The organism is Corynebacterium halotolerans YIM 70093 = DSM 44683 (genome assembly GCF_000341345.1).
GTDB classification, from domain to species: domain Bacteria; phylum Actinomycetota; class Actinomycetes; order Mycobacteriales; family Mycobacteriaceae; genus Corynebacterium; species Corynebacterium halotolerans.
This window is the reverse complement of sequence record NC_020302.1, coordinates 879534-892555: the sequence shown is the minus strand read 5'-3', so window position 1 is coordinate 892555 and position 13022 is coordinate 879534. Positions and strand designations below refer to the sequence as shown.

Here is a 13022-nt window from a genome sequence, read left to right as displayed (position 1 = left end):
CGGTACAGTCGGTGACATGACTGCCCAGATTGACGACGCCCGCCTGACCTCCCTGTTGGCGCAGGGCACCGGCGATATCCTCAAGGGCGTGCGGACCGTCGGACTGCTGCGCGGACGCAACCTCGGGGACGCCGGTGACGACCTCGCCCAGAACTGGATCGCGCGCGTTCTCGAGCAGCACCGCCCCGAGGACGGTTTCCTCTCCGAGGAGGCCGCCGACAACCCGAAGCGGCTGAGCAAGGACCGGGTCTGGATCATCGACCCGCTCGACGGCACCAAGGAGTTCGCCACCGGCCGCCAGGACTGGGCCGTGCACATCGCGCTGGTGGAGGACGGCCAGCCCACGCACGCGGCCGTCGCCCTGCCGGATCTGGGCGTGGTCTTCCACTCCGACGAGGCGCGCGCCGTCTCCGGCCCGTTCGCCCGGAAGATCACCATCTCCCACAACCGCCCGCCGCAGGTGGCCGATCACATCGCCGGGAAGCTGGGCTTCGAGACCGTCCCCCTCGGCTCCGCCGGCGCCAAGGCCATGCACGTGCTGCTGGGCGACTACGACGCCTACGTCCACGCCGGCGGCCAGTACGAGTGGGACTCGGCCGCCCCGGTGGGCGTGGCCCGGGCGGCCGGGCTGCACTGCTCCCGCCTCGACGGCACCGAGCTGAGCTACAACAACCGCGACACCTACCTGCCGGACCTGCTCATCTGCCGCCCCGAGGTGGCCGATGACATCCTGGCCCTGGCCGCCGGGTATCTCGAGGCCCACGGCCGCTACTGACCTCGCCCGCCGCCGCCCGCGCCCGAAATGTGGCTATCTTGGGGGCATGGGCGACGCCGTATCCTCACAGCACTACACCCCCCAGCAGCGGACGAAGTACCGCGAACGGCTCGGGGCGGACCTGGAACTCTTTGACCACCACCTCCAGAAGGCCGAGTTCGTCGACCGGGGCACGATCGGCCTGGAACTGGAGCTCAATCTCGTCGACGCGGACATGCAGCCACTCCGGCTCAACCGGGAGGTCCTGGCCAACCTCGGGGACGAATACCAGTCGGAGGTCGGCAGCTACAACGTCGAGCTCAACCACCCGCCCCTGAGCGTGGCCGGTGACGGGCTGCAGATCCTGCAGGACGGGATCACCGCCCGCCTCGACGAGGTGCACAAGGCCGCCGCCGCGACCGGCGCAAATGTCGCCATGGTCGGTACCCTGCCGACCGTCACCACGGAATTCCTCGGGGACCCGGAGTGGATGACCCCGGAGAACCGCTACCGGGCGCTGAACAACTCCGTCATGCAGAGCCGGGGCGAGCTCGTGCGCATCGACCTCTCCGGTAAGGAACACTGCCTCCACGATTTCGCCGACATCGCGCCGTTGTCGACGTGCACCTCCATGCAGCTGCACCTGCAGCTGGCCCCGCACCGCTTCGCCGACGCCTGGAACGCCTCCCAGGCCATCGCCGGGGTCCAGCTGGCGCTGAGCGCGAACTCCCCGCTCTTCCTGGGCCGGAAGCTGTGGCACGAGAGCCGCATCCCGGTCTTCACCCAGTCGATCGACACCCGCACCCGGGAACTGGTGGCCCAGGGGGTGCGTCCCCGGGTCTGGTTCGGCGAACGCTGGATCACCAGCGTGTTCGATCTCTTCGAGGAGAACGTCCGTTACTTCTCCCCGCTGATCCCGGAACCCCGGGAGGCCTCCGGCACCCCGATGATGCAGGGCAGTTCCCCGGCCCTGCACTACCTCAACCTCCACAACGGCACGGTATGGCGCTGGAACCGCCCCATCTACGCCCCCAGTGAGGATCTGGCGCACCTGCGGGTGGAGAACCGCCTGCTGCCGGCCGGGCCGACCGTCGTCGACATGGTCGCCGACGCAGCCTTCTACTACGGACTGGTCAAGTACCTCGCGGAGGAGACCCGACCGGTGTGGTCGCGGCTGACCTTCCCCGAGGCCGAGCAGAACTTCCTCGCCGGCGCCCGCTCGGGGCTGTTCTCCCGCCTGACCTGGCCCACGCTCGGCCGGCTCGACGTCGCCGAGCTCATCGGTGGACACCTGCTCGACCAGGCGCGCGCCGGCCTGCGGTCGCTGGAGGTCGACGAGGAGCTGATCGACCGCTACCTCGGCATCATCGGTGAGCGTGCCCGGACCCGTCGGAACGGGGCCACCTGGCAGCTGCGCACCCTCAAGGCCCTCGATCCCCGTGCCACGGTCCCCGACTCCCCCGAACGACGCGCCGCCCTGGCGGAGACGCTGCAGCTGTACCTGAAGCACCAGGCCACCGGCGAACCGGTGCACACCTGGGAGATCGGGGCATAACCGGCATCGGGCGGTACAGTCGGGGGCATGACAGCCTCCATCCCCACCCCCTACGAGGACCTGCTGCGCCGCATCGTCGATGAGGGCGCGGAGAAGGGCGACCGCACCGGCACCGGCACCACCAGTGTGTTCGGTGCCCAGCTGCGCTACAACCTCGCCGACTCCTTCCCCCTGCTGACCACCAAGAAGGTGCACTTCCACTCGGTGGTCGGCGAGCTGCTGTGGTTCCTGCGCGGCGACTCCAACGTGCGGTGGCTGCAGGACAACAACATCCGCATCTGGAACGAGTGGGCCGACTCCGACGGCGAGCTCGGCCCGGTCTACGGCGTGCAGTGGCGAAGCTGGCCCACCCCCGACGGCCGTCACATCGACCAGATCGCGCAGGCGCTGGAGACGCTGAAGAACAACCCGGACTCGCGCCGCAACATCGTCTCCGCCTGGAACGTCTCCGAGCTGGAGAACATGGCCCTGCCGCCGTGCCACCTGCTGTTCCAGCTGTACGTGGCCGACGGCAAGCTGTCCTGCCAGCTCTACCAGCGCAGCGCGGACATGTTCCTCGGCGTGCCCTTCAACATCGCCTCCTACGCCCTGCTGACGCACATGTTCGCCCAGCAGGCCGGGCTCGACGTCGGGGAGTTCATCTGGACCGGCGGCGACTGCCACATCTACGACAACCACCGCGAGCAGGTGGCCGAGCAGCTCACCCGCGAACCGCGCCCCTACCCGCAGCTCGAGCTGCGCAGGGCGGACAGCATCTTCGACTACACCTTCGACGACATCTCAGTGGTGGGCTACGACCCGCACCCGCTGATCAAGGGCAAGGTCGCGGTCTGATGCTCGGCGCCATCTGGGCCCAGTCGCTCGACGGCATCATCGGCGACGGATCCGGGATGCCCTGGCACCTCCCCGAGGACCTGGCCCACTTCCGCGAGATCACCACCGGCCACCCCGTGATCATGGGGCGGCGCACCTGGACGAGCCTGCCGGAGCGGTTCCGGCCGCTGCCCGGGCGGATCAACTACGTGCTGACCACCCGGGAGGCCGGCGACTGGTCCGAGGGGGCGCGGGTGGTCGGCGACCTACCCGATCCCACCCTCCTGCCCGACTCCCCCGAGGTGTGGATCATGGGTGGCGGGCAGGTCTACGCCGCCACCATCGACGAGGTCGACGTCCTGGAGATCACCCTCGTGGGCGTCCAGCTGGGCGAGGCGCTCGGCGACCGGGCCGTCCACGCCCCGGAGATCCCCGCCGAGTTCGGAATGGTCTCCGACACCGACTGGTTGACCTCCGAGCGGGGTCGGCTCGCCGTCGGGGAGAACACCGGCAGCGAACTACCGTTGAAATACCGCTTTCTGCGGTACGAGAGAAAGGAGGCCGCATAATGGCCGAGAACACTGAGAACACCGGGAACACCACCGAGCAGCAGCACGTGACCATCTACGTCACCGACTGGTGCCCCTTCTGCAAGAACCTCCGCAAGCGCCTGGACCGCACGGAGACCCCCTACACGCTCATCGACGTGGAGGCCGACGACGAGGCCGCCGCCTGGGTCGAGTCCGTCAACGACGGCAACCGGGTCGTGCCCACCGTCCGTTACTCCGACGGCTCCCACGCCACCAACCCGGAGGCCTCCGCCGTGCGCCGCAAGCTCGAGGAACTCACGGCCTGAAACCGGCTATTGTCGGGGGCATGAGCCGACCCCGCGTCTTCCGTGCCCTTCTCCCTCTCCTGGTGGCCGGGCCGCTCGCGGTCGCCTGCGCCGCCGAGCCCGGCAACTCCGCCACGGCCGTGTCCTCCACGGCTTCCACGGGTTCGTCCAGTTCATCGGGCTCCTCGTCATCGGAGGAGACGCTGCTTCGCCTGGGCGAGCCGCGGGATCTGGCCACGGGGCTGCAGGCCCCCTGGTCGATCGCGCTGACCGACGCCGGCGAAATCCTGCTCAGCGAACGCGACACCGCACGCATCCTGCAGGTGCTTCCCGACGGCGGCACCCGCGTCGTCGGCACGCTTGACGACGTCGTGGCCCGCGGCGAGGGCGGGCTGCTCGGCCTGGCCGTCGCGGATGGTTTCCTCTACTCTTACGCCACTGGCCCGGACGGCAACCGGGTGACCCGGCACCTGCTCGAGGACTCCCCGGAGGGCCCCGTGCTCGGCGCGGAGGAGGAGATCCTGGCGGGCATTCCCTCGGCCACCACCCACAACGGCGGGCGCCTGGCCTTCGGCCCCGACGGGATGCTCTACATCTCCACCGGCGACTCCTCCGAACCCGCGCTGGCGCAGGACCCGGAGTCGCTGGCCGGCAAGATTCTGCGGGTGACCCCGGACGGTTCGGTGCCGGAAGACAACCCCTTCCCGGGCTCCCCCGTCTACAGTCTCGGCCACCGCAACGTGCAGGGTCTGGCCTGGGGCGCGGACGGCACCTTCTACGCCTCCGAGTTCGGGGCGAGCACCTGGGATGAACTCAACATCATCACCCCGGGCGGCAACTACGGCTGGCCCGCCGCCGAGGGCCCCGGGGGCGGGGAAGGGCACATCGATCCCGTCGCCTGGTGGAACACCGCCGACGCCAGCCCGAGCGGTATCGCCGTCACCGGTGACACGGTGATGAGCGCCAACCTGCGTGGCAACGTGCTGCGCGCCGTGGACACCAACGATCCGGCACGGCAGCAGCAGTTCTTCGGCGGGGAGCTGGGGCGCCTGCGCGACGTCGCCGTCTCCCCCGAGGGGGATCTGCTGGTGCTGACCAACAACACCGACGGCCGGGGCAACCCCCGCGAGGGCGATGACCGGCTGCTGGTCGTGCCGGTGAGCTAGTCGTCGTCCTCGCCGAAGAGGGCGAGCATGTCCTCCGGTCCCAGGCTGGCGTTGAGGCCGGCGAGCTCCATCGAGTAGACCTGATTGAGGTAGACGTCGAGGAGGCCGGCGAGTTGCTTGGCGTCGACCTTGTTGAGCAGGAGCAGTCGCTTCGAGGAGCCGCCCGGCACCGTCTTCTCCACAGACAGCACCGGGACGCCGTCCCTGGTCACGATCTCAGCGGTGATCTCACGGCGCTGCACGTCGGTGAAGGTCTGCTGGTGATGGGCCACGGTGGTGGTCCTTTCTGGGGAAGGAAAAGAGCGTTCCTCCTCAGACTAGTGCGCATGCTCCCGGTTTCCGAGACTTCCCTCTCGTCGGGTACCCTAGACAACTAGCCGCACAGCGCCTGCCCTAGTAGCTCAGTGGATAGAGCACGGCTCTCCTAAAGCCGGTGTCGGAGGTTCGATTCCTCTCTGGGGCACCACGACCACAGGCCCCGCCTCGACGGATGGACTCCCTCGAGGCGGGGCCTTACGTATGCCGGGGTGGGTGAGGTTTCCACCGCAAATCCCGGCCAACTCTGGCGACGGGCAAGGCTGATTGCTACCGTGACCTTTGTTATCCACGTTCCTGCTGTGGCCACTGTGGTCCGCAACAGTCGCCCCCATCACGCCCGGGAGTTCCGCATGTCCTCTGACCACCCCACCCGCTCTCTCAGCCGCCGGTCCCTGCTCCGCGCCGCCGCCGTCGCCGTGGCCGCCGGTGGCATCGGTGCCGCCGCAACCCGGAACGCCCCGGCCGCCCACGCCCTCGGCCCCGTTCTCGGCACCGTCATCGACTACTCGGCCGGCGTCCCCGGTGCCGCCGCCGTCAGGAACGCAGGCCACCTGGGCGCCGTCCGGTATGTCTCCCAGCGCCGCCCCGGCGCGGAGTGGATGCTGGGCAAGCCGGTGACCCTGGGTGAGACCCAGGCGATGGCCGCCCACGGGCTGCAGACCGCGTCCGTCTACCAGTTCGGCCGCGCCGAGACCGCCGACTGGAAGCGGGGCGCCCTCGGTGCCGCCGAGCACGCGCCGCAGGCCATCGCGCTGCACAAGGCGGCCGGCGGACCCACCGGCCGCCCGATCTACGTCGCCATCGACGACAACCCCACCTGGGCCCAGTACACCGGCCTGATCCGCCCGTACCTGCAGGCCTTCCAGGCGGCGCTGAGCCTGGCTGGTTATCAGACGGGCGTGTACGGCAACTACCACGTCATTGACTGGGCCATCAACGACGGCATCGGCGAGTTCTTCTGGATGCACGACTGGGGCTCCGGCGGCCGCATCCACCCGCGCACCACCATTCACCAGCTGCCGATCGCCCAGCAGCGGATGATCGACGGGATCACGGTCGACATCAATAACGTCTACGCCCATGACTGGGGCCAGTGGACCCCCGGCCAGGACGCCCCGAACCCGCTGTCCGGCATTCCGGCCCCGTCGTCCATCCCCGACATCAACCTCAACGTACCGGGCGTTCCCGGCGGTTCCTCGATCTCCGGCCCGCAGATCGAGGCCGTGGTCAACCAGTTCCTCCGCGGCTGACCTCCGCTGCCCTCCCCTACCGGCTGGCGGCGGCCACCTCGTCGGTGAGCTGCTCCTCGACGAGGGCGGTCAGATCGTCCGCCGAGCCGGTGACGGCGGCGGCGACGACGAAGTCCTCCCCGAAGGAAACCGAGGAGTGCAGCTCCCGGCCATCCGACCAGCCCCACTTGGTGCCGATCACCCCGGGCAGCACCGAGGTGCCGAAGTCCTGGCCGTACCCGTCCGCGGCCACGGGGCTGGCCTGAGCCATGGCGACGAGGATCGGCGAGGTCGGGTCCTCCTCCATGAGCTGGGAGACGAAGCTCACCACGTCGTAGGTCGACGTCACGGAGTAGCCCCACCGCTCGTCCCCGCGCGTGGACATCAGCCCGTACTTGCGTGCGGTCTCCCCGATGGAATCAGGGTACTTCTCATACAGCTCCGAGGCCGTGCCATCGTCGGAGGAGCTGATCATCGCGATCGCCGCGTACTGCTCCGCCAACGTGCCGTGCTCGAGAACATGGTCGGCGATGTAGAGCTTGACCAGGCTGAGCGCCGGGCGGGCGAAGCGCTCGGTGGCGGTGCCGGTGCGGTGACCGTCGGACAGCCGGTGGAAACTGACCTGGGAGCCGGTGGAATTCTCGACGAAGGTGCCCAAGTCCTGACCCGAACCGACGCGCGCTCCCCCGGGCAGGGTCGGCAGGGCGCTGTCCCGGGAGGCGGCCTGTCCGGTGGCCCGGCCCCCCGTCTCGACGCCGCGGGAGTAGCCCTGCAGGAAGACGAGGGGAATGGCGGCCAGGGCGAGGACCAGGACGGCGACGAGGACAATCGTGAGTGCGGGAAAACCTCGGCGGCGGTTTCCACGACCCCGGGCGGAGCTTGATGACACGTTTGCACATCATACTGCCGCCCTCGCGCGGTCTGCGCGAGGGCGGCACATTGGTCGGTCGGGGTGGGAAACCCTGTCGGTCTAGTGGTCGACCGGGGCCTCGACACCGACACCGGTGAGGGAGCGGACCTCCATCTCGGCGGCGAGGTGGTCCAGGTTGTCCGGCTTACCGAGGTAGGTGCCGATGATGCCGGCCAGGAAGGCGAGCGGGATGGACACCAGGCCCGGGCTGGTCAGCGGGAAGAAGGACCAGTCGGCGCCCGGAACCATGGCGGTCTCGGCACCGGAGACCGCCGGGGAGAAGAAGATGAGGACCAGGGCGGCGGTGAGGCCGGTGTACATGGAGGCCACGGCGCCGGTGGTGTTGAACTTCTTCCAGTAGAGGGAGAACAGGATGGTCGGCAGATTCGCGGAGGCGGCGATGGCGAAAGCCAGGGACACCAGGAAGGCGACGTTCTGCTCCATGGCCAGGATGCCCAGGATGATGGACGCGATGCCGATGACGACGACCGTGATACGGGAGACGCGGACCTGCTCCTCCTCGGACGACTTGCCGTCGCGGAGTACGGCGTCGTAGATGTCACGGCCAACGGAGGCGGAGGCCGTGATGGCGAGGCCGGCGACGACCGCGAGGACCGTGGCGAAGGCGACCGCGGAGATCAGCGCCATGAAGATGCTGCCACCGAGTTCGAGGGCGAGCAGCGGGGCCGCGGCGTTCGCACCACCGGGGGCACTGAGGATACGGTCCGGACCGACGAGGGCGCCGGCGGCGTAGCCGAGGACCAGGGTCATCAGGTAGAAGGAGCCGATGAGAACGATGGCCCAGGTGACGGACTTGCGTGCCTCGCGGGCGGTCGGGACCGTGTAGAAGCGCATCAGCACGTGCGGCAGACCGGCGGTACCGAGCACCAGGGACAGGCCCAGGGAGACGAAGTCGAGCTGCTGCATCGCGGTATTTCCGTACTTCAGGCCCGGCTGGAGGATGGCCTCGGGCTCGTAGCCGGCCGCCTGGATGGCGTCGGAGGCGGCGTGCGTGTTGACCGCCTCCTGCAGGAGGGTGCCCATGCCGCCGCGGATGGCGACGAAGCACAGGACCGTCATGACGCCGACACCAGCGACGAGGAGGACCGCCTTGATCATCTGGACGTAGGTCGTGCCCTTCATGCCGCCGATGAGGACGTAGGCGATCATGATGACGCCGACGACCGCGATGACGGTGGCCTGCTGGGCGAAGCCGTGCAGGTCCAGGAGGACGGAGACCAGGGAACCGGCACCGGCCATCTGGGCGATGAGGTAGAACAGCGTCACGAACAGGGTGCCGAAGGCGGCGGCCATGCGGACCGGCTTCTGGCGCAGGCGGAAGGACAGCACGTCCGCCATGGTGAAGCGACCGACGTTACGCAGCGGCTCGGCGACGAGCAGCAGGGCCACTAGCCAGGCGACGAAGAAGCCGATGGAGTAGAGGAAGCCGTCGTAACCGTTCAGCGCGATCGCGCCGACGATACCGAGGAAGGACGCCGCGGAGAGGTAGTCACCCGCAATGGCGAGGCCGTTCTGGGTGCCGGTGAAGGTCGCGCCACCGGTGTAGAAGTCGGAGGCCTCCTTCGTCGTCTTGCCGGCCCGCATGACCACGGTCATGGTGACGACGATGAAGACGACGAAGACGGCGATGTTGAGAATCGGGTTACCGGTGCTGGCCTCCTGGGCCAGGTGGGTGGTGTTCATTGTCTAGCCCTCCATCTCTTCGCGGATCTCGGCCGCCTGCGGCTCAATGTTCTTGTTGGCGTAAACCACATAGATATAGGTGATGAGAAAGGTCGTCAGGAACTGGGCCAGCCCCAGCCAGAGACCGACGTTCAGCCCCAGGAAGGGCTGTCCCATCTGCTCAGGGAAGTACGTGGCGGTGAGAACGTAGGCGATGTACCAGATGAAGAACGCCACCGACATAGGGAAGGTGAAGGACCGGTAGGTCTTGCGCAGCTTCCCGAACTGGGGGCTGGCCTGCATGTCCTGGAATTCTTGCGAGGTGGGCTGCCGCCGTTCCCTGCGGACCGTTGGAGTCGAGCTCACTTTCTTCTCTCTTTCTCTCGGTCCCCGGAATATCCGGGGAATCGATCAGCTGGCGACCTCCACGACAGGATTCAGAACACAGTTCCTGACATCTTGTGCGGACGATCACACTTTGTGCTGCTAACTTAAGTTACCTGCCTCACATTGCAAGGTCGAAGCTAAAGCTCGAAACTCCCTGAGAATTTCCGAATATCACCCCCGCAAACCCCGATTAACTGGACTTTCGCCAGATGGCCAGCCACCCCCGTTCGGGAACTTTCCCGATTCTGCCAAGATTGCAAACTTCGCTGTTGCAAGTGCAAGGAACTTTGCAGAGCTGGCTAAGGTTATGGGCGATTTCTTCACTCCGATTGAAGAATGTCCCGCCCGACCCGGTACACAACGGACGACCGCCCCCGCCGAAACCGCCCCACCCCGGCCGGCCCCATACCGTCACCCCACCTCACCCGGGTACTCCCGCGGGTCGGCGAAGATGCGGCCGAAGCCCGCGGCGTCGTCGAGCGCGGTGATCGCGTCCATCTGGTCGCGGGTGAGCTTGAAGGACGCCAGATCCAGGTTGGCCGCCAGTCGCCCCGCATGAGCGGTCTTCGGCACCGCCGAGCAGCCGAGCTGCAGCAGCCAACGCAGCGCGACCTGCGCCGGGGTCCTACCCACCCGGATCGCGATATCGTCCAGGACCGGGTTCATCAGCACGATGCCGCGGCCCAGCGGGGCCCAGGCCTCGGTGACGATGCCCAGCTCCTCATGGAGGGCGCGCAGCCCGGCCTGGGAGAAGCCGGGATGCAGCTCGACCTGGTTGACAGCGGGAAACACCCCGGTGCGCTCGATGAGTTCGCGCAGCACCTCCTCGTAGAAGTTGGCCACCCCCACGGACTGCACGACACCGAGCCCCTGGAGCTTCGCGATCGCCTCGAAGCTCTCCACGTACAGCCCACGCTGGGGCCAGGGCCAGTGCACCATGTACAGGTCGATGTATTCGAGCCCCAACCGTCCCAGGGACTCACGGAAGGCCTCCTGGGCGCGCTGGGACCCCTGATCCTCGTTCAACAGCTTCGTGGTGACGAAAAGCTCGTCCCGGGTGACGTCACCGGCCGCGATGGCGTCGCGGATGCCGCGGCCGACCGCCTCCTCGTTGCCGTAGAGGGCGGCGGTGTCGATGTGCCGGTAGCCCGCGGCGATGGCCTCGCGCACGACGCGCACGGCTTCGTCGTCATGCAGCTTCCAGGTGCCCAGGCCGATCTGGGGCATCTCGGTTCCGTCATTGAGGGTCACGGTGGGGACGGCAGAAATGTTCATGGTTCCATTGTGCCCGCCCCGGGCCCTCCGCGTGCCGGGTTATCCCCCGTGGTACCCCGGCCCGGAAAAGCGGCGACGGCCCCGTCACCGGAGTGGTGGCGGGGCCGTCGTGTGTCGGGGGAGCCGACTCAGCCGACGCTGATGAGGTCGATGATGAAGACCAGCGTGCGGCCGGACAGCGGGTGCCCGCCGCCGGCCGGGCCGTAGGCCTTCTCCGGCGGGATGGTCAGCTGACGGCGACCACCCACGCGCATGCCCGGAATGCCCTCCTGCCAGCCGGCGATGAGTCCGGTGAGCGGGAACTCGATGGACTGGCCACGGTCCCAGGAGGAGTCGAACTCCTGGCCCGACTCGTAGTCGACGCCGACGTAGTGGACCTCGACGAGGCCACCCGGCTGCGCCTCGTCGCCCTCACCCACGACCAGGTCGACGGAGACCAGCTCCTGCGGCGCGGGGCCGGTCTGGGCTTCGATCTGCGGCTTTTCCATGAGGGATGTTCTCCTTGGATGATTCTTCGGTGAAACTTCTGATGTCGGGTTCGACCATGAAAAAACGGCCGGACGCGTCGCGCCCCAGTATAAAGGGGTCACGACGCATCCGGCCGTTCGGGTTCGCCGTCCACCGGACGTGTCGCGGCCCGGTGGGGCGCCGAAATCAACGCTTAGCGCTGCTCACGCGGGGTGACCGTGCGGAGGGTCTCACCGGTGTAGATCTGGCGCGGGCGGTTGATCTTGGTGTTAATCGTGAGCTGCTCGCGGTAGTGCGCGATCCAGCCCGGCAGACGGCCGATGGCGAACAGGACGGTGAAGAAGTCCGTCGGGAAGCCCATGGCGCGGTAGATCAGGCCGGTGTAGAAGTCGACGTTCGGGTACAGCTTGCGCTGGATGAAGTAGTCGTCGCTGAGGGCGATCTCCTCGAGCTTGAGGGCCAGGTCCAGCAGGTGGTCGCCACCGAGGTGCTCGAGAATCTCGTGCGCGGTCTCCTTGACGATCGCCGCGCGCGGGTCGTAGTTCTTGTAGACGCGGTGCCCGAAGCCCATGAGGCGGACGCCGTTCTCCTTGTTCTTCACGCGGTTCATGAAGTCGGTGGCGTCACCACCGTTCTGGTGGATCTCCTCGAGCATCTCGAGAACGGCCTGGTTGGCGCCGCCGTGCAGCGGGCCGGACAGGGCGTTGATGCCGCCGGCGACCGAGGCGAACATGTTGCCCTGGGCGGAACCGATCATGCGCACGGTGGAGGTGGAGCAGTTCTGCTCGTGGTCGGCGTGCAGGATGAGCAGCTTGTCGAGGGCCTTGACCAGGACCGGATCAACCTCGTACTGCTCGGTCGGGAAGCCGAACATCATGCGCAGGAAGTTCTCGCGGGCGTTCAGTGAGTTGTCCGGGTACATGAACGGCTCGCCCCTGGAGGCGCGGTAGGCGTACGCGGCCAGCATGGGTACCTTGGCCATCAGGCGTACGGTGGCCGAGTCCATGTGATCCTCGTTCAACGGATCCAGCTCGTCCTGGTAGAAGGTGGACAGGGCGTTCACCGAGGACGCCAGCACGGCCATCGGGTGGGCGGTGCGCGGGAAGGCCGCGAACAGGGACTTGAAGTCCTCGTCCAGCAGGGTGTGGTGGCGGATGTCGTCGTTGAACGAGTGCAGCTGGTCCAGGGTCGGCAGCTCGCCCTTGATCAGCAGGTAGGCGACCTCGTTGAAGGTGGCGTTCTCGGCCAGGTCGGCGATGTCGTAGCCGCGGTGGCGCAGGACGCCGTTGTCACCGTCGATGTAGGTGATCTTCGACTCGGTGGAGCCGGTGGAGACGTAGCCCGGGTCGAAGGTGACCAGGCCCGTCTCGGCCAGCATCTTGCCGAGGACAACACCGTCGTTGCCCTCGGTGGCGTGCATCATGTCCATCTCGTACTCGCCACCGGGGTAGTGGAGTACGGCCTTGTCCTTGTTGTCAGTAGCCACTATTTACCTTTCGAAACTTCGTTGTCGACCTTGCCCCGCATCGGGGGTCATCCGCCGATGGGGACCACATGGAGGAAGTGACGCCCCACACCAGTTCCCATGACGGGTGAGCCAAGGTTCAGTTTAGGTGACGCTATCACTAT

General features: G+C 67.6%; 14 protein-coding genes and 1 tRNA gene. 8 read left to right on the top strand and 7 right to left on the bottom strand.

Annotation, left to right across the window (positions count from 1 at the left end; translation table 11 throughout):
• Nucleotides 1–16 precede the first annotated feature (16 nt).
• Genes A605_RS04230 through A605_RS04205 form a run of 6 tightly spaced genes read left to right on the top strand, consistent with a single transcriptional unit; the run spans nt 17 to nt 5123 of the window.
• Nucleotides 17–775 carry a 3'(2'),5'-bisphosphate nucleotidase CysQ gene (locus A605_RS04230; RefSeq protein ID WP_015400265.1) on the top strand — a complete coding sequence of 253 codons (759 nt, stop codon included), beginning with the start codon at nt 17–19 and terminating at the stop codon, nt 773–775.
• A gap of 46 nt (nt 776–821) precedes the next feature.
• Entirely contained in the window at nt 822–2309 is a 1488-nt protein-coding gene (locus tag A605_RS04225) for a glutamate-cysteine ligase family protein (RefSeq protein ID WP_015400264.1), read from the top strand.
• 27 nt (nt 2310–2336) lie between these two features.
• Nucleotides 2337–3143, top strand: a complete 807-nt coding sequence (locus A605_RS04220; protein WP_015400263.1) for a thymidylate synthase — start codon at nt 2337–2339, stop codon at nt 3141–3143.
• Nucleotides 3143–3691 carry a dihydrofolate reductase gene (locus A605_RS04215; protein WP_015400262.1) on the top strand — a complete coding sequence of 183 codons (549 nt, stop codon included), beginning with the start codon at nt 3143–3145 and terminating at the stop codon, nt 3689–3691. The genes A605_RS04220 and A605_RS04215 overlap by 1 nt, the downstream gene beginning before the upstream one ends.
• A complete protein-coding gene (locus tag A605_RS04210) occupies nt 3691–3978 on the top strand; it encodes a mycoredoxin (protein WP_015400261.1) in 288 nt (95 codons plus the stop codon). The genes A605_RS04215 and A605_RS04210 overlap by 1 nt, the downstream gene beginning before the upstream one ends.
• A 20-nt stretch (nt 3979–3998) precedes the next feature.
• Nucleotides 3999–5123: a PQQ-dependent sugar dehydrogenase gene (locus A605_RS04205; RefSeq protein ID WP_015400260.1), complete on the top strand. Its 1125-nt coding sequence runs from the start codon at nt 3999–4001 to the stop codon at nt 5121–5123.
• Here the strand turns inward: A605_RS04205 and A605_RS04200 are convergent.
• Entirely contained in the window at nt 5120–5395 is a 276-nt protein-coding gene (locus A605_RS04200) for a cg0963 family protein (RefSeq protein WP_015400259.1), read from the bottom strand. The two genes, A605_RS04205 and A605_RS04200, sit on opposite strands and share 4 nt — an antisense overlap.
• A 118-nt stretch (nt 5396–5513) precedes the next feature.
• Here A605_RS04200 and A605_RS04195 point away from each other — a divergent pair.
• Nucleotides 5514–5589 (top strand) — tRNA-Arg (locus A605_RS04195).
• Nucleotides 5590–5791: 202 nt separating this feature from the next.
• The gene (locus A605_RS04190; protein WP_015400258.1) at nt 5792–6691 is read left to right on the top strand and encodes a DUF1906 domain-containing protein; all 900 of its coding nucleotides are present in this window, start codon (nt 5792–5794) and stop codon (nt 6689–6691) included.
• Nucleotides 6692–6707: 16 nt separating this feature from the next.
• On the opposite strand, the gene A605_RS04185 is transcribed toward A605_RS04190, so the two are convergent.
• From A605_RS04185 to A605_RS04160, 6 genes are all read right to left on the bottom strand, one after another.
• The gene (locus tag A605_RS04185; RefSeq protein WP_015400257.1) at nt 6708–7559 is read right to left on the bottom strand and encodes a hypothetical protein; all 852 of its coding nucleotides are present in this window, start codon (nt 7557–7559) and stop codon (nt 6708–6710) included.
• A gap of 81 nt (nt 7560–7640) precedes the next feature.
• Entirely contained in the window at nt 7641–9284 is a 1644-nt protein-coding gene (locus A605_RS04180) for a solute symporter family protein (RefSeq protein WP_015400256.1), read from the bottom strand.
• A gap of 3 nt (nt 9285–9287) precedes the next feature.
• Nucleotides 9288–9566, bottom strand: coding sequence for a DUF485 domain-containing protein (locus A605_RS04175; RefSeq protein WP_015400255.1), 279 nt, complete (start codon nt 9564–9566; stop codon nt 9288–9290).
• A gap of 495 nt (nt 9567–10061) precedes the next feature.
• A complete protein-coding gene (locus tag A605_RS04170; protein WP_015400254.1) occupies nt 10062–10925 on the bottom strand; it encodes an aldo/keto reductase in 864 nt (287 codons plus the stop codon).
• A gap of 128 nt (nt 10926–11053) precedes the next feature.
• Nucleotides 11054–11413, bottom strand: a complete 360-nt coding sequence (fkpA, locus tag A605_RS04165) for an FKBP-type peptidyl-prolyl cis-trans isomerase FkpA (RefSeq protein WP_015400253.1) — start codon at nt 11411–11413, stop codon at nt 11054–11056.
• Nucleotides 11414–11586: 173 nt separating this feature from the next.
• Nucleotides 11587–12879, bottom strand: coding sequence for a citrate synthase (locus A605_RS04160; RefSeq protein ID WP_015400252.1), 1293 nt, complete (start codon nt 12877–12879; stop codon nt 11587–11589).
• Nucleotides 12880–13022 lie beyond the last annotated feature (143 nt).